Origin of the sequence: Corynebacterium sp. p3-SID1194 (assembly GCF_025144155.1) — a bacterium.
Lineage (GTDB): Bacteria > Actinomycetota > Actinomycetes > Mycobacteriales > Mycobacteriaceae > Corynebacterium.
This window is the reverse complement of the sequence record NZ_JALXWY010000016.1, coordinates 1-20,225: the sequence shown is the minus strand read 5'-3', so window position 1 is coordinate 20,225 and position 20,225 is coordinate 1. Positions and strand designations below refer to the sequence as shown.

General features: G+C 64.5%; 20 protein-coding genes. 8 read left to right on the top strand and 12 right to left on the bottom strand.

What is annotated here, in order from left to right:
* Positions 1-13 precede the first annotated feature (13 nt).
* The 4 genes from M3G19_RS09590 to M3G19_RS09575 all read right to left on the bottom strand — a co-directional run bounded on the left by M3G19_RS09590 (position 14) and on the right by M3G19_RS09575 (position 2,239).
* Positions 14-793 carry a VOC family protein gene (locus tag M3G19_RS09590; RefSeq protein ID WP_259902384.1) on the bottom strand — a complete coding sequence of 260 codons (780 nt, stop codon included), beginning with the start codon at positions 791-793 and terminating at the stop codon, positions 14-16.
* 3 nt (positions 794-796) lie between these two features.
* Positions 797-1,084, bottom strand: coding sequence for an RNA-binding S4 domain-containing protein (locus tag M3G19_RS09585; protein ID WP_259902382.1), 288 nt, complete (start codon positions 1,082-1,084; stop codon positions 797-799).
* A 23-nt stretch (positions 1,085-1,107) separates the two neighbouring features.
* A complete protein-coding gene (locus tag M3G19_RS09580) occupies positions 1,108-1,428 on the bottom strand; it encodes a heavy metal-binding domain-containing protein (protein ID WP_259902381.1) in 321 nt (106 codons plus the stop codon).
* Positions 1,429-1,528: 100 nt separating this feature from the next.
* Entirely contained in the window at positions 1,529-2,239 is a 711-nt protein-coding gene (locus M3G19_RS09575) for an SDR family oxidoreductase (RefSeq protein WP_259902380.1), read from the bottom strand.
* Positions 2,240-2,301: 62 nt separating this feature from the next.
* Between M3G19_RS09575 and M3G19_RS09570 the strand changes: the two genes are divergently transcribed.
* Entirely contained in the window at positions 2,302-2,895 is a 594-nt protein-coding gene (locus tag M3G19_RS09570; protein ID WP_259902379.1) for a sugar O-acetyltransferase, read from the top strand.
* 17 nt (positions 2,896-2,912) lie between these two features.
* Positions 2,913-5,174 carry an ATP-dependent RNA helicase gene (locus M3G19_RS09565; RefSeq protein WP_259902378.1) on the top strand — a complete coding sequence of 754 codons (2,262 nt, stop codon included), beginning with the start codon at positions 2,913-2,915 and terminating at the stop codon, positions 5,172-5,174.
* Positions 5,175-5,227: 53 nt separating this feature from the next.
* Here the strand turns inward: M3G19_RS09565 and M3G19_RS09560 are convergent, their stop codons facing one another.
* Positions 5,228-5,497: a ribbon-helix-helix domain-containing protein gene (locus M3G19_RS09560; protein ID WP_259902377.1), complete on the bottom strand. Its 270-nt coding sequence runs from the start codon at positions 5,495-5,497 to the stop codon at positions 5,228-5,230.
* 82 nt (positions 5,498-5,579) lie between these two features.
* Here M3G19_RS09560 and M3G19_RS09555 point away from each other — a divergent pair, with 82 nt between their 5' ends.
* Complete coding sequence (locus tag M3G19_RS09555) at positions 5,580-7,061, top strand: amino acid permease (RefSeq protein WP_259902376.1); 1,482 nt, start codon at positions 5,580-5,582, stop codon at positions 7,059-7,061.
* Here M3G19_RS09555 and M3G19_RS09550 read toward each other — a convergent pair.
* Both M3G19_RS09550 and M3G19_RS09545 read right to left on the bottom strand, forming a co-directional pair.
* Complete coding sequence (locus M3G19_RS09550; RefSeq protein WP_259902375.1) at positions 7,036-7,362, bottom strand: hypothetical protein; 327 nt, start codon at positions 7,360-7,362, stop codon at positions 7,036-7,038. The genes M3G19_RS09555 and M3G19_RS09550 overlap by 26 nt on opposite strands.
* A gap of 76 nt (positions 7,363-7,438) precedes the next feature.
* A complete protein-coding gene (locus M3G19_RS09545; RefSeq protein ID WP_259902374.1) occupies positions 7,439-8,188 on the bottom strand; it encodes a TSUP family transporter in 750 nt (249 codons plus the stop codon).
* 26 nt (positions 8,189-8,214) lie between these two features.
* Between M3G19_RS09545 and M3G19_RS09540 the strand changes: the two genes are divergently transcribed.
* Positions 8,215-9,270, top strand: coding sequence for an AbrB family transcriptional regulator (locus tag M3G19_RS09540; protein WP_259902373.1), 1,056 nt, complete (start codon positions 8,215-8,217; stop codon positions 9,268-9,270).
* A 3-nt stretch (positions 9,271-9,273) separates the two neighbouring features.
* On the opposite strand, the gene M3G19_RS09535 is transcribed toward M3G19_RS09540, so the two are convergent.
* Positions 9,274-10,926, bottom strand: coding sequence for a DUF885 domain-containing protein (locus M3G19_RS09535; RefSeq protein WP_259902372.1), 1,653 nt, complete (start codon positions 10,924-10,926; stop codon positions 9,274-9,276).
* A 147-nt stretch (positions 10,927-11,073) separates the two neighbouring features.
* On the opposite strand from M3G19_RS09535, the gene M3G19_RS09530 reads away from it, so the two are divergent.
* Complete coding sequence (locus M3G19_RS09530) at positions 11,074-12,153, top strand: ROK family transcriptional regulator (protein ID WP_259902371.1); 1,080 nt, start codon at positions 11,074-11,076, stop codon at positions 12,151-12,153.
* Positions 12,154-12,164: 11 nt separating this feature from the next.
* Here M3G19_RS09530 and M3G19_RS09525 read toward each other — a convergent pair whose 3' ends face one another.
* The 3 genes from M3G19_RS09525 to amn are packed head-to-tail and all read right to left on the bottom strand — an operon-like array spanning position 12,165 to position 15,825.
* Complete coding sequence (locus tag M3G19_RS09525) at positions 12,165-13,430, bottom strand: glycosyltransferase 87 family protein (protein WP_259902370.1); 1,266 nt, start codon at positions 13,428-13,430, stop codon at positions 12,165-12,167.
* A 47-nt stretch (positions 13,431-13,477) separates the two neighbouring features.
* On the bottom strand, positions 13,478-14,446 hold the full coding sequence (locus M3G19_RS09520) for a Sir2 family NAD-dependent protein deacetylase (protein ID WP_259902369.1): 969 nt from the start codon (positions 14,444-14,446) through the stop codon (positions 13,478-13,480).
* Positions 14,443-15,825: an AMP nucleosidase gene (amn, locus tag M3G19_RS09515; RefSeq protein ID WP_210573572.1), complete on the bottom strand. Its 1,383-nt coding sequence runs from the start codon at positions 15,823-15,825 to the stop codon at positions 14,443-14,445. The genes M3G19_RS09520 and amn overlap by 4 nt, the downstream gene beginning before the upstream one ends.
* Before the next feature lie 50 nt (positions 15,826-15,875).
* On the opposite strand from amn, the gene M3G19_RS09510 reads away from it, so the two are divergent.
* Genes M3G19_RS09510 through M3G19_RS09500 form a run of 3 tightly spaced genes read left to right on the top strand, consistent with a single transcriptional unit; the run spans position 15,876 to position 19,710 of the window.
* Positions 15,876-16,796 (top strand): hypothetical protein, encoded by a 921-nt coding sequence (locus M3G19_RS09510; protein ID WP_259902368.1) that lies wholly within the window; start codon positions 15,876-15,878, stop codon positions 16,794-16,796.
* On the top strand, positions 16,793-18,151 hold the full coding sequence (locus tag M3G19_RS09505; protein ID WP_259902367.1) for a M20/M25/M40 family metallo-hydrolase: 1,359 nt from the start codon (positions 16,793-16,795) through the stop codon (positions 18,149-18,151). The genes M3G19_RS09510 and M3G19_RS09505 overlap by 4 nt, the downstream gene beginning before the upstream one ends.
* A 56-nt stretch (positions 18,152-18,207) precedes the next feature.
* Positions 18,208-19,710, top strand: coding sequence for a succinic semialdehyde dehydrogenase (locus M3G19_RS09500; protein WP_259902366.1), 1,503 nt, complete (start codon positions 18,208-18,210; stop codon positions 19,708-19,710).
* Between the two features lie 80 nt (positions 19,711-19,790).
* Here M3G19_RS09500 and M3G19_RS09495 read toward each other — a convergent pair.
* Positions 19,791-20,225 (bottom strand): HNH endonuclease signature motif containing protein (locus tag M3G19_RS09495; RefSeq protein WP_259902365.1); only part of this gene is annotated, 435 nt, incomplete at its 5' end.

Below are 20,225 nucleotides of genomic sequence, written 5' to 3'. Positions count from 1 at the left end.
TGCGGAATCCAAGCTACAGGTGCAGGATCGAATCGCCTTCGTCGAGGGTCTCTTCGTCGACGGGTTCGTCGACCTCGCACAACGTCACCACCGCGCCGGTCGAATCCGCGGCGGTCAGCAGCAGCCCGAACGGCGAATTCTCCGGGCCGCGCAGCACCTCGCCACCGAATCCTTCGATGCGGCTGCGCGTCTCCGCGATATTGGCCACGCCCAGATATGAGCGCCAAAAACTCGGCACATCCGCGGGAATCTGCTCGCGCGCGTCCCAGATCCCGGCGAATGCCGCGCCGTCCTGCATGGCCAGCAGGTAGCCGTCGTTTTCCACGATGTCCCAGTCGAACAGCTCGCCATAAAAACGCGCAAGCTTATCGACGTCCCCCGTACACGTATATTCATGCCACACCGGCGTCCCCGGCTCACCGGCCGCGACGAAGGAATCTTCCCCTTCCGGCTGGTACAGGCCGAACCAGCCGCCTTGATTATCCGCGCACAGCGCCATCGTGCCCAAGGACACTTGCTGCGGCTGCGCCAGCACCCGGCCACCGAGCTCGCCCACGCGCTGGGCGTCGCGTTCGATATCGGTGGACAAGAAATACGTCACCCACGCGTCCGGCATGTCCTCTTGCGGCACCATGCCTGCCACCGGCATATTCTGCAGCCGTGCGATGCGGTAATCGCCCTCTGCGACATCCCAGCCGAGAATCCGGGAGTAGAAATACGCCGACTTCCTCGCCTCCGAGGTGAGTAGGTCAATCCAGTACGGCATGCCCTCGCGGGCTTCGAAAGCGGGCATGGGTTAGAGATTCCTCCACTTCTCCGGGTCGAAATCGTCGTTGGCGGTGCGCTCGTCGAAATAATCATCCCCGCCGCCGTCCGCCACCACAGTGGCATTGAGGGAGGCGGAGGGAATGGAGACCACGTCGCCGTCGATAAGCTCATGCCCCCGAGAGGTGACGACCTCGCCATTGACCGCGACCTCCCCCGAAGAAATGAGCTCTTTCGCGTGGCCGCCTGTTTCCGCGAGATTCGCGAGCTTGAGGAACTGGCCCAGCTTGATGCTGCCGCCGCTGATGCTTACATCCATGCCTCTATGTAAGCAGCTCGCCGCTAGTCGAGCCGAACCGCGGTGCCCGTCGCTGCGACGAGCATCATCGAACCATCCGCACCCATCGGCGAATAGTCCAGCTCAACACCAATGACCGCGTCCGCCCCGATCTGGCGTGCGCGCTCCCACAGCTCGTTGAGCGCACTGTCGCGCGCCTGGATCAGCTCCTGCTCCCAGGAGCTCGCGCGGCCACCGACCATATTGCGGAAGCCCGCGCCGATGTCTTTGAACATGTTCATGCCGGTGATCGTTTCGCCACCGATGATGCGCATGTACTCGGTGATTGTCCGGCCTTCAACTGACTGCGTGGTAGTGAGGATCATGAACGCAATGCTAGCGCGGCACACCGTCGGTGTCTTCGACTCAAAGCAGACTCGTAGCGCCCTCTACGAGCATCCACACGACGAGCTTTCCACGCCGCGTTTAACGTTCCGCCTGGTCGCGCGGCATGATATTCATCGTGTCGATATTCACGTGCGGCGGCAGCGACGCCACCCACCGGATCGCCTCCGCGATGTCCTCAGCCGTGAGGTTGAGCTTGCCGTCGTAGACCTCCGCCGCGCGCGCCTTATCGCCGAAGCGGTTGAAAGCGAAGTCCGTCTTCACGCGGCCGGGATCGATCTCGGTGATGCGGATGGGGGTGTCGACCTCCTCGCGCCGGAAAGCACGCGTGAGCGCGCGCAGCCCGAATTTCGCGGCGTTGTAGCCGGACCCGCCGACGTAGGCGTCCCACCCGGCGACGGAGCCGACGTTGATGACCAAGCCTTCCGCCGCGACGAGCGCCGGGTACAGCGCCTTGGTCACGCGCACGGTGCCCAGCACGTTCGTCTGGTACATCCAGTCCCAATCCTCGGGCTTGGCCTCACGCAGCGGGTCGAGCCCCTTCGCGCCGCCCGCGTTGTTGACCAGCACGTCGACGCGCTCAAGCTGTGCGGCAAGCTTATCGACGCTCCCCTGATCCGTCACATCCAACTCCACTCCCACGCCGCCGATCTCTGCGGCGATGTCATCGCACAGCTCCTTACGGCGCGCGCAGACGTAGACGGTGTAGCCGTCGCCCGCTAATGCCCTCGCGGCGGCCTCACCGATGCCTGCGGAACCGCCGGTGACTACTGCAATCTTCTTCTCGCTCATGGGGTGCAGTGTAGGCGTGCCCCTCGGCGGGCACTGGTTTTTTAACGCGTACCCTTGCGCATATGACCACGCTTGATGATGCGACAGAACACCCCAACCTCGCCGACCTCCGCGCCTCCCGCTGGTACAAGCCGGATTCCGACGAGCTGGAAACTGTCCGCCACGCCGCGTGGGAACGCATCCGCGAACTGAATTCTTTAGGCAATTTGAATTCTGAGCGTGCGGAAGAGCTCTTGAAAGGCATCCTCGCCCCTGATTCCGCCATCCCTGAAGTTTTCGCACCGCTACAGGTCGAATTCGGTGCGCACACCACCTTTGGCGAAGGCTGCTTCCTCAATTACAACTGCGTGATCTTGGACGTAGCTGAGGTGAACGTGGGCAAGCGCACCCTGTTTGGTCCAGGTTGCCAGCTCATCACCGTCGAGCACCCGGTTAATGATGCGAAAGAGCGTGCCGACGGCTGGGAGCGCGGCCGCCCCATCAACATCGGCGACGACTGCTGGTTCGGTGCCGGCGCGATCGTCCTACCTGGTGTGACCATCGGTGACCGCTGCGTCATCGCCGCCGGTGCTGTCGTGGCTAAGGACGTCCCGGATGACAGCCTCGTCGGCGGTGTGCCGGCCAAGCTGATCCGCTCGCTGAAACCGCAGGACTAGCCTGACACACTGGCACTATGACCGACAGGTTCGACCTTTCCACCATCGGCGCTGGCCTTCCCGTCGCAGATGTCATCGGCGACCTTCCTGCGCGTGGCCCGCTGGTGGTCGAAGCTCCCCCGGGCACAGGCAAGACGACGCTGCTGCCACCTGCGATCAGCAACCTCACCACCGACGGCGGCGTCACACTCGTCACCGCACCCAGGCGCGTTGCGGTGCGTGCCGCAGCACGGCGCTTAGCGCTTCTCGACGGCTCCCCCTTAGGCGACCGCGTCGGCTACTCCATCCGCGGAGAACACAAGGACGGGTCGCTGGTGCAGTTCGTCACGCCGGGCGTGCTGCTCAATCGCCTGCTCAAAGACCCGGAACTGTCCGGCGTCGGCGCGGTAGTGATCGACGAGGTCCACGAACGCCAGCTCGACACCGACCTAATGCTGGCCATGGCGATGGAAGTCGCTTTTCTGCGCGACGACCTTTATCTAGCCGCCATGTCCGCCACCCTCGACGCGAAGGCCCTCGCCACCCACATGGGCGCGGAAATCCTGTCCACGGAGGCCGTCACCCACCCGCTGGATGTCAGCTACCACCCGCACCCGGGCCGCGCGGAGGGTTCGCGGGAGTTCTACTCCCACGTCGCGCAGCTCGCGGGCACCCCGCACGACGGGCGCACCCTCGTTTTCGTGCCCGGCGCACGCGAGGTCGACGCCGTGTGCGCGCAGTTGCCCAGCGCTGCGCCGCTCCACGGCCGGCTGACCAACGCCGAGCAGGACGATGCCCTGAACGGGAACGCGCAGGTCGTCGTGGCTACATCCATCGCGGAAAGCTCGATCACGGTGCCGGGTGTGAACCGCGTTGTGGATGCCGGACTGTCCCGCGTGCCGCGCCGCGAGGCCGCCCGCGCGATGACGGGCCTGGTCACGGTCTCGAGCGCGAAGACGAGTGCGGACCAACGCGCGGGCCGTGCGGGGCGTCTCGGTCCCGGCGAGGTGCTGCGCGCGTATTCGCAGTCCGACTACCAGCATTTCAACGCGGATATCGCCCCGGAGATCACCACTGCGGACCTCACATCCGCGGCGCTCACCATCGCCGCGTGGGGCTCGCCCGACCTGCCGCTTCTCACCCAGCCGCCCGCGAAAGCGCTGGATGACGCGCAGCGCACGCTCCGCGACTTGGGCGCACTCGACGACGATGACATCACGGCGCTCGGCGAGAAGCTCGCCGCCATGCCGCTCGACCCGCGTCTGGGCACCGCGCTTCTTCAGCACGGTTCCGGCGCCGCGCGCACGGTCGCGGCGCTCGCGGAAGGCACAAGCGGGGATCTCGCACGCGCGCAGGCGCCCCGCAAGCAGGTCGAGCGATTCGCGCGCATGGTGCCGCGCACCGGCGATGTCCCCGCTGGTGAGGTCGTCGCTGCCGCGTACCCGGAGTGGGTGGGAAAGCACCTCGGCGACCGCGAATATCTGCTGGCCAGCGGCACGCGCGCACGGCTCGACACCACGATCCCGCCATCCGACTGGATCGCCGCCGCCGAAATCCAGCTCACCGCGAAAGGCGCCGTCATCCGCGCAGCCGCCGCCACCGAACTGCCCGCGCACCGCATTTCAGAAACAACAACAGCATCGCTTATCGACGGCCGCCTCCGCTCCCGCCTCATCACCTCCCTCGGCGCCATCGAGCTGACCTCTACTCCCATCAAGCTCTCCCCCGCCGAGGCACAGGAAGCTCTCGCCGATTTCCGCTTCGACTTCGACGCCGTGTCGCTGGAGGAGAAAGCGCAGCGCCTCAAAGACAGGCTCGATTTCCTGCGCGAGCGCCACGGTGAACCGTGGCCCGACGTGACCGCCGGCGACTATTCGCCGGAGGTGGGGGAACTGGCGGAGGGGGCGTCGATAAGCAAGCTCGATTTTCACGCCGCATTCATGCGGCAACTGCCGTGGCCCGAGGCTGCGGAGATGGATGTGCTCGCGCCGGAGCGCCTCGAAGTGCCCTCCGGTTCCCACCCGCGCGTCGATTATTCGACCGGGCGCCCCGTCGTGCGTGTCAAACTCCAGGAATGCTTCGGCCTCGCCGCCTCCCCCGAGGTCAGCGGCATGCGCGTGCTGTTCCACCTGTTGTCGCCCGCCGGCCGCGAGCTCGCCGTCACCGACGATTTGAAGAGTTTCTGGGACGGGCCCTACGTCGATGTCCGCAAAGAAATGCGCGGCCGCTACCCCAAGCACCCCTGGCCCGAAGATCCCTGGAGTGCGCAAGCCACCGCGAAGACCAAAAAACGGATGTAATCACTCAAAAGCGAAGCTCGTCGGTGTACTTCTTCCGGGCAGATACGTGTATCTCAAGCGGCACTGATCCACTTCCTGATCGCTTCCCTAATAGCATCAGAACGAGTAGCGAAACCCTCTGCTTTTGCTTTTTCCATCACAGCTGCGATCGTCGCTGCATCAAGCCGAACCGGAACAACGGAACCAGGCCCATCCCCAATAGAAGGGCGACCAGGGCGGGCAGGAGGAAGTGTCGCTGGGTCATATCCCACTTCCGCTTCGTCCGCCCAGGCTTGAATCTGTGCGTCCGTGATCTCTTTTCCCTTGATCGTCCGCTTGGTCATGGCCTTATCGTATACGGAATTAAACAGATAAAACTACCCTGTTTTCGCAACTTTTGGCTTTTACCCAGTAAGTTAAACCCCTATGAGCACAGCCCAAAGCCAACGCACGCACTCGGTGACCATTTGGACACTGGTGTCCTTGATCATCGGCTCCACCGTCGGATCCGGCATCTTCGCCCTCCCGCAGAACATCGCATCTGTGGCCAGCCCAGGCGCGATGCTGATCGGTTGGGCGATCGCGGGCGTCGGCATGCTGTCCATCGCGTTCATCTTCCAAATCCTCGCGCGACGCAAGCCCCACCTGGACTCCGGCGTGTACTCGTACGTGCGTGCCGGGCTCGGCGATTTCATCGGGTTTACCTCCGGCTGGGGCTACTGGCTCGGCTCCGTGATGGCGCAGGTGGGCTACGCGACGCTGTTCTTCGGCACGCTCGGCCACTACCTCCCCTTCTTCGACCAGGACAACCCGTGGGTCATGGCGCTAACGGTCTCCGTGCTCACCTGGGGGATCTTCTTCGCGCTGACCCGGGGCGTGAAGCAGGCGGCGTTGATGAACCTGGTCACCACCATCGCGAAGCTGGTCCCGATTCTGGCGTTCATCGTGCTCATCGCCTTCATTGGGTTCAGCTGGGACAAATTCACGCTCGACTTCTGGGGCGAGAACTCCGGTATTTCCCTGTCTGACCAGATCCAGGGCATCATGCTGTTCACCGTCTGGGTCTTCATCGGTGTTGAGGGCGCGTCGGTGTACTCCAAGCAAGCGCGATCCCGCCAGGACGTCGGCCGCGCCACCGTCATCGGTTTCCTGTCGGTGCTGGGTCTGCTCGTCGCCGTATCGACGCTGTCCTACGGCGTGCTCACCCGCGAGGAGCTGGCGGCACTGCCGGACAACTCCATGGGCGCCGTGCTCGAAGCCGCGGTCGGGCCGTGGGGCGGCGCGCTGATCTCCATCGGTCTGTGCCTGTCGGTGCTGGGTGCCTACATCTCCTGGCAGATGCTCTGCGCCGAACCGATCGTCATGATGGCCGCCGACGGCCTGCTGCCCAAGCGCCTCGCCGCGAAGAACGAAGCGGGCGCGCCGTGGATGGCGCAGCTGGTCTCCACCAGCGTTGTGCAGTTCTTCGTCATTCTCTTCTTCGCCAACGAGACGTCGTACAACGCCATGGTGCAGCTCGCCACCATCATGTACCTGCTGCCGTACATCTTCTCGGCGCTCTACCTTCTGCTCCTCACCGTGCGCGGCAAAGGCCTCACGCACCCGCACGCGGGCGAGCGTTTCGACGACTCCGGCCCCTCCATCTCCTCCTCCGACAACCGCCGACACCTGGTCATCGGCATCGTCGGCTTCATCTACTCGCTGTGGCTGATCTACGCCGCCGACCCCGTCTACGTCCTCTTCGGCGCACTCGCTGTGATCCCGGGCCTGATCCCGTACCTGTGGACGCGCATCGCCAATAAAGAGAAGATTTTCAACACCTTCGAGTGGGTCGTCGTCGCCCTGGTCGTCCTCGGCGCGATCGCCGCGGTCGTGGGCCTTGTCAACGGCTCTCTGGTTCTGGAGTAGCGCTGCCCGCCATCGCCAAGACGAACTCAGCGGACACCACCACGAACTCATTGTCCAGTTCGTGACCGGCCTCCACGAGCGTCAGGTTATCGGGCAGATCCTCCCTGGTCGCCAGGGCTACAGCGAGCGCGGGCAACGCGTCCGAGTCAGCGACAATATGCAACTGCTCGATGGTGGTGCCGCCGACGAATTTCAGGGCAGCTTCCACGATTTCTTCGGCTTTTTGCGTATCGACGGCCGCCGCGTTATCCCCCTCATCCGCAGCCACCGTCACCGCCACAGCCGTTTTAGTTGTGATCATGACCGGAGACTCTAATCCCAGTGACTGGGGAAAGTCTGTGGGCGGGTGTAGGTTCCGCCGAGAGCTTGTGCAGGCTTTAGAGCTGGAACGCCAGATACGTCGACAGCACGATCACCAGTGTGAGCAGCGCGTACCGCACCAATTTCGCTCCGCCGCCGAGCACCGTGCGCGCTCCGATCTGCGCGCCTACGACATTGGCCACGGCGAGCGCGATCGCGAGCGGCCAGTCGACGAACCCACCCGCGATGAACACAGCCAGAGCACCGAGATTCGTCGCGGTGTTGATCACCTTCGCCATGGCTGCCGACCGCAGGAAATTCTGGGCGAAGATCGCCGTGAACCCCATGATGAGGAACATTCCGGTCCCCGGCCCGAACGTCCCGTCATAGAACCCGATCGCGGCCACCAATCCGGCGGCAGCGAGAACCCGGCGCGGGGTGATAACCGGGGCATCGTCCACCGACTGTGTCGTCCCGAATTCCGGCTTCAACGCCACGAACACTCCCACGGCAATGAGGAGGATGAGGATGAGGGGGCGGAGAAAGGAGGCGTCGATAAGCGATGCGATAAGCGCACCCGCTGCCGACAGTGCCCCTGCGATGAGCGCGTAACCCCACGTCTGGCGGGGCACACCCACGCGGCGGACGAGCGTGACCGCGGCCGACGCCGTGCCGGAGACCGCCGCGAGCTTATTCGTCGCCAGAATCGCCGCCGGCGGCATCGACGTGCCCGCCATGAGCACCGGAATGAGCACCAGCCCGCCTCCCCCGATCACCGCATCGACCCAGCCTGCGAGAGCTGCCGCGGCGACCAACATAGCGAACATGGACCCCCACGCTACTATGACCAACCGTGGAACAACGCAGCCGGTGGATGATCGTCGCACCCCTTTCGGTGCTCCTCGGATACCTGCTTGCCCGGCTCCACGTGCCCGCCGCGTGGATCCTCGGCGCGATCGTGGTGTCCGGCTTCTCCGCGCTGGGCACCGGCCGCGAGCTGAAGGTCAACGCGAAGTTCTACAATTTCTGCCGCGGCATCATCGGCGTGCTCGCCGCCCTCCCCTTGGCTGGCGTGCCGCCCGCCGAGCTGGTGCACTACCTGCTGCCTGGACTCGCGTCAGCTGGCGTGATCATCGGAATCGGCTTCGTCGGCGGACTCTCGCTGGCGCAATATGCCGGGCGGAAGGCCCGCGCCGGCGAGCCGACCGTCAGCCGCGAAACTGGCGTCCTGTCCATGCTGTCGGGCGGCGCATCCGTCATGATGTCGCTTGCCGACGAACTCGGCGCCGACATGCGCTACGTCGCCCTCACCCAATACCTGCGTCTTCTCGCCGTGTCGATGACTCTGCCGCTCGTCGCGTCATTTCTTCCTCGTCCCGGCGAGAACCACTCCGCCGGACTCGATGTGACCTGGTGGATGTGGCTGCTCGTCATCGCGATCGCCGTGATCGGCGAACCCATTGCGCGGAAAGTCCACCTGCCCGCACCGGCGGTCTTCGGCCCGTTGATCCTCACCGCTGTGATCGCGACGTTGCTCCCCGTCCCCATCGCCCCGCCGGAGCCTCTCGCCGTGGTGGCGTTCATGTCCATCGGCTGGGCTTGCGGCGGCGGTTTGAGCGTGCCGGCGCTGAAGCGCTTTGCCAAGCTGCTGCCCGCCACGGTCACCTTCATCGTCGTCGTCATGGCGTCGTGCGCCGCGATGGGCGCCGTTGTGTCGGCGTGGCTGGACATCACTTTCTTCGAGGGTTACCTCGCCACAAGCCCCGGCGCGATCGAAACGGTGCTGGCACTATCCTCCGAGGGCGGAGGCGGCCCCGCCGTGGTGTCGCTGCAGCTCATCCGCCTGCTCTGCATTCTGGTTTTCGCAGGGTCGTTGCCGAAGATTCTCCGGGCGATCGACAGTCGCTAGCGGCTAGCGGCAGAGTACCTCGCGCGCCAGCATGTCCATCGGCATAGAGCCGAGACGCAGCGCCCTGTCGTGAAATTCGCGCAGGGTCATGCCCTTCTCGCAGGCCTTTTCGCGCAGGTCCATCCAGTCGCGGTAGCCGAGGGCATAGGAGGTGGCCTGGCCCGGCCACCCCATGTAGCGGTCGAGCTCAAAACCTAAGTTCTGCTCGTTCATGGCGGTGTTGTCGCGCAGGAAAGCCTTGGCGTAGGAGGCGTCCCAGTGGCCGGTGCCGTCGGGGGTCTTCTTGCCCAGGTGGACACCGATATCGACAGCCACGCGCGCCAGACGCATGCGCAGGGAATCGAGCAGGCCCATGCGGTAACCGGGGTCATCGAAAAAGCCCAGGTCCTCCATCAGAGTCTCGGCGTACACGGCCCAGCCCTCGCCGTGGGCGGCATTCCAATTCAGGGTGCGGCGCCACAGGTTCAACGTCGAGCGCTGCGTCATCGCAATGCCCTGCTGCACGTGGTGGCCCGGCACGCCCTCGTGGCAGATGCGGGCGAGCTCGTGCCAGGCGTGGAAGCCGTCCTGACCTTGCGGGACGGACCACCACAAAATGCCGGGGCGCGCCAGATCCTCGGACGGGGCGGTGTACATCATTCCGCCAGTGCCGGCGGCGTCAACGCGGCAGTCGAGGTGCTTGACCTCCTCCGGCAGGGTGAACATCTCGCCGTCGAGGCGGCTGATCATCTGGTCGGAGACTTTCTGCATCCATTCCACCAGCAGATCGTTGTCGGTGAGGGTGTAGGCAGGGTCTTCGTCGAGGCGTCGATAAGCGCCGCGCGCCGTGCACTCCTCGCCGAACAGCTCGTGCGCAACCTTTTGCTGCTTCTCGACGATCTGTGCCAGCGCGTCCAGCGACCAGCCATACGCCTCATCGAGGTCGATCTCGCGGCCGAGGAAGTACTGCGAGAACAGTTCATAACGGTCGCGCCCGACCGAATCCTCGTGGGAGGCCAGCGGCGCGAGCTCCGTCGAGAGCCAGTCCGCCATCTCCGCGAAAGCGCCCTTCGCGTGGGACACCGGCTCTGAATCGAATTCCAACCCCATCGACTCCAGCAAAGAGCCGTCTTCCGCGAGCGCCTCGCACTGGCTGATCACAGCATCGATCTGACGTTGCGACGCCACATCGCCCTGCCCCGCCGCCTCTGCCAACGACTCCCGGTACCCGGCCAGCGAGCGACGCACCCGCAGCATGCGCTCCGCCAGGTTGTCCAGGTCCTCTGCCGTCTCCTTCGGCATGACGGTGAGCGCGTTGCGGATGACCTGCACCGGAGAGGTGACGTTATTGAGCATGCGCAGATTCTCGCCGCGGTGGTGCAGCTCCAACTCCACCAGCATGCGATCGCGCAGGATCGCGCCGGTGACGTAGTCCACCTCGTCGAAATCGTCGTCGTCGTCGGAGGCGTCGGTGCCGTCGTGAAGCGCGTCGACGTCCGCGATGAGGTCGCGGATCCGGTCCGCGATGTCGTTCCAGTGCTCCGGGCTGAAATCCTGCAGCTGGTCGTCGTGGCCGGGGATGCCGAGCTCAGTGGCGAGCGTCGGCGAGAGCTCGGCGAGGTCGTAGACGAAATCTTCGCACGTCGCGTCAAGGAGCGATGGGGCGCGTTCACTCATGAGTGCAGAGTCTAACCGTGTCGAGGGTGTTTCCGCATTCGGGAGGCGGGTCCGGCGCTGCCAGAACCCCGCTAATAGTCCGCTTGGTTCAGAGTTTCAGGCACCCTTATGGACAACATGGTCTAGTTTCCCTCTAAGATGGAATGCATGAAATCCTCGTGGTCTGCGTTCTCACGCCCCCAGAACCCAGCCGCCAAGTGCTTGCATTTGGTGAGGCTGAACACGGTGACGTCGAGAAGCGAGCTTGTTGAAGCGACCGGTCTGTCCCAACCCACGGTCACCCGCGCCATCGCCGCGCTCATCTCCGCCGGCTTCGTCAACGAGCGCATGGACTTGTCGAAATCAACCGGCCGCGGCCGCCCCATCATCCCGCTCGAGCTCGCCGAATTAGAGCCCGTCTTCGCCGGAATCTCCGTGGGCACGACCGCTACCTACATCGCGCTCTTCGACATCAAAGGACGCACCATCCGCGACGTCGACGTCGAACTGCCCGTCGCGCATCTCAGCCAGGACGACTTCATCCAGCACATCATGGCCGGACTCAACCGCCTCATGGCGGACCTCGACCGTCCGCTCGCGACCGTCGGCGTGACCACATCCGGCGCCGTCAGCCCCGACGGCGTCGTCAACGCGCCCAACCTGGGGTGGCGCGACATCAACATCGGCGCGCAGCTGAACGAGCAATTCTCAGTGCCCGTCACCGTCTCGTCGGCCGTCGCCGCGATCATCGGCTCCGAAATCCAGTCCGGTGAAATCATCGGCGATGCGCCCATCATGGCGATCTTCGCCGACGATTCCATCGGCGCGGCCGTCACCGAAGACAAACGCGTCGTGCCCATCGCCGTCGACCGCGAGGACCTCACCACGAACGGTCTGCTCCGCAACATCAGCAAACAAGGGCTTTCGCTTATCGACGCCATCCAGCTCTCCCACACCCACCCCCACATCCGCGCTGCCCTCGACCGCCGCGCTTCACACCTCGGCGGTGTCGCCGCGAGTCTGATGACTCAGTACGGTGCGTCCACGCTGGTCGTCGCCGGCTCCGCCTTCATCGACGACCAGAAAGCCCCCGCGCGTTTCGCTCGCACCGTCCGCCAGACCCTCCAGGACGGCGAGAATGCCCGCCTGCGTCTCATCCCCACCCACCGCGAGATGGTGCGCGATATTGCCCGCGCCGTCGCCCTCGATCTGGTGCTTCGCGAGCCTTTGAAGGTGCAGCTGCCGTAATTCGGCGCTGCCTAGACCACGCCGAGTTCAGCGCGCTGCAGCTCTGCCCACCTGCGGGTCCGTGCGCGGTTGCGCCGCGCCTTTTCCACGAGGGCGTAGATGATGAAGATCGCCAAAAACGCCAGCGCGGCGGGCACGTACATCCAGGAGAAGCCTCGCTCGGGGTTGAATTCCCACAGCAGGTTCGCGGCGACGCTAATACCCACGAAGGGCGAGCAGACAAGGACGAGGGCGCCGACGGACAGCAGCCCCGCGAACTGCCAGCGCGCGGCGTTTCCCCTGGTGAAATGAGCTGCGGCCTGGTTCGCGGCGACGAAGACGCTAACGGCGATAGGCACGATCCACACCCAGTGGTGGTACCAGGTGAACGGGGAGACAAGGCACGCGCCGAAGCCGGTGATGCCGACGGCGATGGGCAGGCAGTCGAGTTTGACGGCCAACCATGCGGCGATGACGACCACGGCGATGGTGAGCAGGACTGTGAGAAGCCACTTGTCGTCGGATTCGATGCCGAGGTTGCGCACCAGCACGGATTTCAGGGATTGGGCGCCGGAGTTAAAGTGGTCGCCGACGCGGCTGGAGTTGAAGATGGCGTCGGTCCAGAAGGCTTTGGCGTCGGGGACGACGAGGAAGCCGAGGCCGACGGTGACGAGGAATGTGATGAAGCTTCCGGCAGCAGCCCACCAGCGGCGCTGGATGAGGAAGAGAACGCCGAAAAACGCAGGGGTGAGTTTCACGCCGGCAGCGAGTCCGACACCAATGCCGGGCAGGCGGTACTTCAACGGCAGGAAGTCGAGGCAGACGAGCAGCATGAGCACCACGTTGACCTGGCCCCAGAACAAGGTGGCGTGGAGCGGCTCGGTGCCGAGCAGGAAAAACGCGGTGAGCAGCGGAATGATGAGTAGGAAGGACAGTGGGTTGATGTCCACTTTTAGGCGCCGCAGGACCATCCAGATGACGACCATGACGCACGCGATGGTGGTGGTGTGCCAGATGAGGGTGACGGAGGCGTCGTCAAGCATGCTCACCCAGGCGAAGATCATGCCGGCGAACGGCGGGTACGTGAAGGGGAGATCGTTGAAGATATTGCCTTCGTAGAGGTTCACGCCGTCGGTGACGCGTTCGCCGCCGCGCATGTAGATCCACAGGTCGAGCGGCACGTCGGTTTTGAAGACGCTCTGGAGGACAGCGAAGTTGGCTGCGTAGCGCAGCGCGATGAGTACCACAAGCACACTTAGGCTTGTGATCACGGTCATACGTCCTGCCAGCTGTTTCACTCTTTGAACGCTACCCCGGCAGGCCCGGGATATGGGTCGACGGCGCGCTAAATGTCGAGGGCATCCAAAATCGCGTCGAGGGCGTCGCCGACGTCGGTGCGCCACACGGCATCGGCTTTCGTGTCGGCGCGTCCGGGCCCGCCGTTGATGACGGCGACGGGTTTGCCGGCGGCGCGCGCGTCGAGCACGAGCCGGTACCCGCTCATCACAGCAAGGGAGGTGCCCACTGCGATCAGCGACGTCGACGCATCCAGCCACTCGCCGACTGCTTGACGACGCCCCCTCGGCACGTTCTCCCCGAAATACACCACGTCCGGTTTCATGCGCCACCCCCCGCACTGCGAGCACTCCACCATAGTGAAGGCGCGGACTGCTTCCTCGGGCAGCTCGACGTCGCCGTCGGGGTTGATCATGGTGTCATCCACCAGGACTGTTTGCAGGTAGCCGGGGTTGGCGCGGTTGAGGCGGGCGTCGAAAAGCGTGCGTGTTTCTTTGAAACCGCAATCGAGACACACGACATGTTCCATGTCTCCGTGGAGCGCGATGACGTTGCGCGAGCCGGCTTGGGTGTGGAGTCCGTCGACGTTCTGCGTGATGATTCCGCTGATCAGCCCGGCTCGCTCCAGCTCCACGAGCGCGAAATGCGCGCGGTTCGGCGAGGTCGCGCGCATCTGGCGGATGCCGACGAACGCGCGTGCCCAATAGCGGCGCACCGACGCCCGCGAATGCGCGAACTCCTGGTACGTCATCGGGCGGCCTTTCGACAAGCGCCCGCCCGGGGAGCGATAGTCCGGGATCCCCGACGCCGTGGACACCCCTGCACCCGTGACGACCAGCGCCGGACCGTTCCGAAACAGGTCCGCGACGAAGTCGAGCGCCTGCTGCGGCGGCGTCGGTGTGGCGGTCTCGTGCACGACGCGTTCGATGGAGCGGATCGCGCTGCGGTGCGCGAGCTCGACCGCGGGGTCCGTGAATTCGGGCTCGGGGAACGAGGCGTCCTCCTTGCGGGGCGTCAACGGAACGGGACCTCGCCCTGGGCGCGGCGTAGTTTGCGTGTGCGCAGGCGCTCCGGGTGCTTGGCCAAACGCTCCACGGCGCGCACCGCGCACATGACGTGCGCTTCCTTCGAGTTGGAGTAGAAGGCCTGGGCGGCTGCCGGCAGTTTCGGCACGGCGTGCAGCGGCAGGTCCGACACGGCGAGCAGGGTGCCGTACGGGACGCGGTAGCGGTAGCCGTTCGCTGCGATGGTGGAGGATTCCATGTCCACGGCCGCCGCCGTCGAATTGCGCAGCCACTCCCACAGGTCGCGCGGAGCTTGCCACTCCCAGTTGCGGTCGTCGGTGGACAGCACCGTGCCGGTGCGCATGAGCGACTGCTCTTCTTCGCCGTAGATCCTCTTCACGGATTTCTCCAGGGTGCGCTGGATTTCCGGCACGGCGGGAATGGGCGTTTCGGGGTCGATGTGGCTGTGCAGAACGTGGTCGCGACGCTCGTAGGCGTTGCCCAAGATGAGGTCACCGATGCGCATGCGGGCGTCCAGGCCGGCGCAGTGGCCGATCATGATCCAGCATTCGGGACGCAGAACAGCCAGGCAGTCTGTGATCGTCTTGGCATTCGACGGCCCGACACCGATATTGATCATGGTCACGCCGCTATTGCCGTCGGCCACGAGATCGAAGCGCGGCATCTGGTACTTCGAGGCGAGGTTCATGGCCAAAGCGTCGATGCCGTCGACGTCGCCACGCTCGATGCGCGTGCCGTTGGGGAGGATGAGGGCGTTGTAGCGCGTGGCGTCGTCGGCAAGCTGGCTCAACCCGAATTTCACGAACTCGCGCGTGTGCATCTCGTAGTTCGTGAAAAGGATGAATTTCTGCACCGAATCGACCTCGATGCCGGTGTAATGCTCAATGCGCGCGCAGGCGATGTCGAAACGTTGCGGCCCGAAGTGGAACAGGGGCTTCTCGGGGCCGTGGAAGGCATCCCAGTCGCCGTCGATAATTGCGTCGTGGACGTCGTCGAGCGTGGGGCGCGGAATTGTCGCGTCGGTCCCGCGCTTCGCGCCACGGATGTACTCGGGCGCGATCCCGATGTCGGAGTAACCGACCGAGATCTCCGCGTCGTAATTATCTGTCAGGCACCGCAGTTGATGGCGGAGGTAGCTCGACATGAGGTCGGGCCGCGACAACGCCGCCGAGTACACGCCCGCTTCGTCGACATAACCGAACGGTTCGGAGCGGTCGATCGGCTTCCATTCCTTGATCTCGACCGCGATCTTGGGATACAGCACCTGCGCGTAGTCCCCGCCGCCACGCGCGCGTTCGCAGGCAGCGGCATACAGCTCGATCAGCTTATCGACGGCCCCGTCAACGCTTCCCACAACCTCTAACGCTCCCATGCGCCCAACCCTACTGAAACACAGAAATTGACGGGCTAAAGTTCTTTGCTGTGATCAACACCGCATCTAGGAAACCCCGCTTGGCATCTCTGCTCGCCCTGTTTCCACTGGTTCTCGCCTCGTGCTCTGGGCCGTCAGAACCCGCTGCACCCGCTCCGCCATCCGCCCCCGCCGAGGCACCCGCGCCCGAGGCTACCGGGCCGAACCTCGACGGCATCGACGAAAAGGTCGCCGAGATCGAGGCCGCCACCAACACGCAAACAACCTTTTCGCTTTTCGACGGCTCCTCCTCCACCAATTCCGGCTCCGGCGGCGCCCTTCCCGCCTGGTCCACCATCAAGGTCCCTATCGCCCTGACCGCCTTAGAGCACTGCCCCGACAGGGACTTCGTCCTCGAGCAGACCACCGCCGCCATCGAGTGGTCGGATAATGACGCCGCTTACTACCTCTGGCGCTGCCTCGGCACCGACGCGGAGGCGAGCCAGCTCGTCGGCGAGGAGATCGCCAAGGCTGGCGTGTCTGTCCACGTCGAACCTGCTTTCGGCGTGACCACTTGGCCCGTCCCAGCTCAGGCCCGCTACGCCCAATACTTGGCGTCTGTGCCCGACGACAACCCCGTCATCCAAGAGATGCATAAGATCAACCCCGAGCACAGCTACGGGCTGGGCACCATCGCCGACATTCCGTTCAAGGGCGGCTGGTCCGATGCCGACGACGCTTCTTTCCACGTCCGCCAGCTCGGCTTCTTCACCATCGACGGCACCGATTACGGCATCGCCATCGCCGCCCGCTCCGTCCTCGGTTCCGAGCAGGATTGCCAGGAGGCCCTGAACCAGCTGGCTGCGTTGCTCGCCGAGTCGACAGACCAGCTTCATCTGAAAGAGGGCACCGAAGGCGAGCAGGGCGACCAGGCCCAACTCGGTGAAGGAATGAAAGAAATGCCGATGATTCAGAACGAGGAGAACGAATGACACCAGGGTTAGAGCACACGACGATCGAGCTGCTGAAACAGCTCATCCGCAACGCTTGCGTCAACGATCTCACCGCGGATTCGGGCAATGAGGTGCGTAATGCGCAGACCCTCGAGGATTTCTTCGCGGACGCCGGCGACAGTGTTGAGGTGCGCCGCTTCGAACCGCACCCCGGCCGCGTCTCCGTCGCTTTCACCGTCCCCGGCAGTGACCCGGATGCCGAACCGTTGACGCTGCTCGGCCACACCGATGTCGTTCCCGTCGACGAGGAAAAGTGGACTCAAGATCCCTTCGGGGCCAAGGTCGTCGAGGCTGAAGACGGTGCCCGGATCTACGGACGCGGCGCCACCGATATGCTCTTCATCACCGCGTCGATGGCCGCTGTGACCAGGGAAGTCGCACTTGAGGCACAGGCTGGAAATCCGCCGCGCGGCACCCTCACCTTCGTCGCTTGCGCCGACGAGGAGGCGCGCGGAGGTCTCGGCGCGGGCTGGATCGCGAAGAATGAGCCTGAGGCCTTCAGCTGGCGCAACTGCCTCTCGGAAACGGGAGGATCGCATATCCCGGTGCAGGGTTCAGACGGCGGCGACGCGATTGTGGTCGTCGTCGGTGAGAAAGGCGCAGCTCAAAGGCGCATCACCATTCACGGGGACGCGGGGCACGGCTCGGCGCCGTACGGCCGGGAGATCACGGTGGGGTTGATCGGTGAGGTGGCGCGTCGATTAGCGGCGATCGAACCTGATGTCGTGTCCGACGATATCTGGCAGGGCTACGTCCGCTCCTTCCGCTTCGACCCGGGGACCGAGGCGGCGCTCATCGCGGGCGAGAACTACGAGGCATTCGGCCCGCTGGCGCGGTACTCGCACGCCATGAGCCACCTCACCGTCTCCCCCACCGTGCTGCGTGCCGGCGGCGCGATCAACGTGCTCCCGTCTACGGCGTACGTCGAGCTGGATATCAGGCCGTTGCCGGGGCAGGGGCAGGAGGACGTCGATAAGCTGCTGCGTGAAGCTCTGGGCGACCTGGCCGAACGCGTCCACATCGAGCATTTGATCACCGAAGAAGCGACCGTCTCGCCCGCATCGGGCCCGCTTTACGACGCCATCGTGGACACCTACCGCGAATTTTTCCCCACCGCCGATATCGTGCCCACCATTGCCGCCGGCGGCTCCGACCTGCGCTTCGGTCGACGACTCGGTGGTGTCGGCTACGGCTTCGCCCTCCACGCCGCCGGACGCGGATTCGGCGAAGTGCTCGACCAGCTCCACTCCCACGACGAATATGTCCACGTCGAGGACGTCGAACTGACCGCACGCGCATACCGCAGCCTTGTGCGGCGCTTCCTGGGCGTTTAATTTTTCTCACCAAAGGACCTGTGCGGGGTGGTGCCCGTGCATTATCTTTGGGGACTATGACGACGCTGCTTAACCAGGACAATTCGACCAAAACCATCAAAAACCCTGCTGACGGCACCATCGTCGGCACGACGAACTACCACTCCGCGGACACCGCCCGCGAGTACATCGAGCGCGCCCGCGCCAAACAGCCCGAATGGGCCGCCACCCCGGTCAAAGAGCGCAAAAAGATCATGCTGCGCTACCACGACCTCGTGCTGAAGCACCAGAAGGAACTGCTCGACCTCATCCAGGACGAGAACGGCAAGAACCGCCGCTCCGCTTTCGAGGAAGTTCTCGACAGCGCCTTGACCGCCCGCCACTACGCATACCGCGCAGGCAAGCTGCTCAAGAGCGAGGGCGCGAAAGTCGCCCTGCCGATCGCCACGAAGACCCGCGTCGAGCATGCGCCCGTCGGCGTTGTGGGCATCATCGCACCGTGGAACTACCCGCTCGTGCTCAGCCTTTCCGACGCTATCCCCGCGATCCTCGCCGGCAACACCGTCGTGCTCAAACCCGACTCCTCTACCCCGCTGACCGCGCTGCGCGCCGCTGAACTGTTCGCCGAGGCTGGCCTGCCGAAGGACGTTCTCAACGTCGTGCCCGGCTCCGGCCGCGAAGTCGGACAGCTGCTCGTGCAAGAGACCGACTACCTGATGTTCACCGGTTCCTCTGCCACCGGCGCGAAACTGGCTGCGCAGGCCGGTGAACGTCTCATCGGATTCTCCGGCGAGCTCGGCGGCAAGAACCCGCTGATCGTCACGGCCGACGCCGATGTGGACAAGGTCGTCAGCGGTGTTCGCCACGCCTGCTTCTCCAACACCGGTCAGCTGTGCATCTCCATTGAGCGCATGTACGTTCATCGCGCCGTGGCTGACAAGTTCATTCCGGCGTTCGTGCGCTGCGTCGAAAAGATGCGTATCGGCGGCGGCCACGACTGGGACATCGACATGGGCTCCCTCATCAACGAAGACCAGGCTGACACCGTCGCTGAATTCGTCGACGATGCCGTGAGCAAGGGTGCGACCGTTGCCACCGGCGGCAAGCGCCTCACCGACCTCGGGCCCGCGTTCTACGCCCCGACCGTTCTCCTCAACGTACCCGAAGATGCGCGCCTGTACCGCGAAGAAGTCTTCGGTCCAGTCGTCTACATCGAGGTCGTCGACTCCCACGAAGAAGCCATCGCCAAGGCGAACGACACCGAGTACGGATTGAACGCCTCCGTCTTCGGTAAGCCGTCCACCGCCCACGAGATCGCGTCCCAGCTCCAGGCGGGCACCGTGAACATCAATGAAGGCTACGGTGCCGGCTGGTCCTCCATCGGCGCGCCGATGGGTGGCTGGAAGCGTTCCGGTGTCGGGCGCCGCCACGGCGACGGCGGCCTGCTGAAGTACACCGAGTCCCGCACGGTTTCCGAACAGCGCATCGTTCCCATTGCCGGCCCCGACGGCATTGCCCCCGAGCGGTGGGCTCAGGCCCTGACCTTCGCGCTCAAATACGGCCGCGACCTCATGCGCTAGTTTTCGGGCGCGCCGAAGTGGCCGTGGACATGCCTAATTCACGCGATGAGCGTGGTCAGACTGTGTCTGCGGCCTTTTCGCTATTTCCCGAACAGTAGGTGCATCGCACCGTATTGGTGTGTGCTGTTCGGTACTGGTGTTCCGCGCGGTGAAACCCATGTCGGTGTCCCATCGCGCACCTGTATTCGACCCCTGTTATGCCTGTCGGGGTCATCATCGTTGGTGCGGTTGTGATACCTGCACAACACCGACAGGTTGTTCATGTTCGTCTGCCCACCGCGGGCCCACGGTTCAATGTGGTGGACCTCGCAGTTATCAGCAGCATGCCGGCAATCCGGCACCGGACACGTCGTCAGTGTTGCCCGGGCGAGGTCGCGTTGTTTCTTATTAGCGAACCGTTTCGTGCTGTACAGGTTCACCGGACCTACCTGCGGGTGGAAGAGTGCCACCTCAAGGTCTTTGGAGTGATGGTGGGCCAGGTACTCCGCACCAGTCATCGTGGTGCCATCCGACAG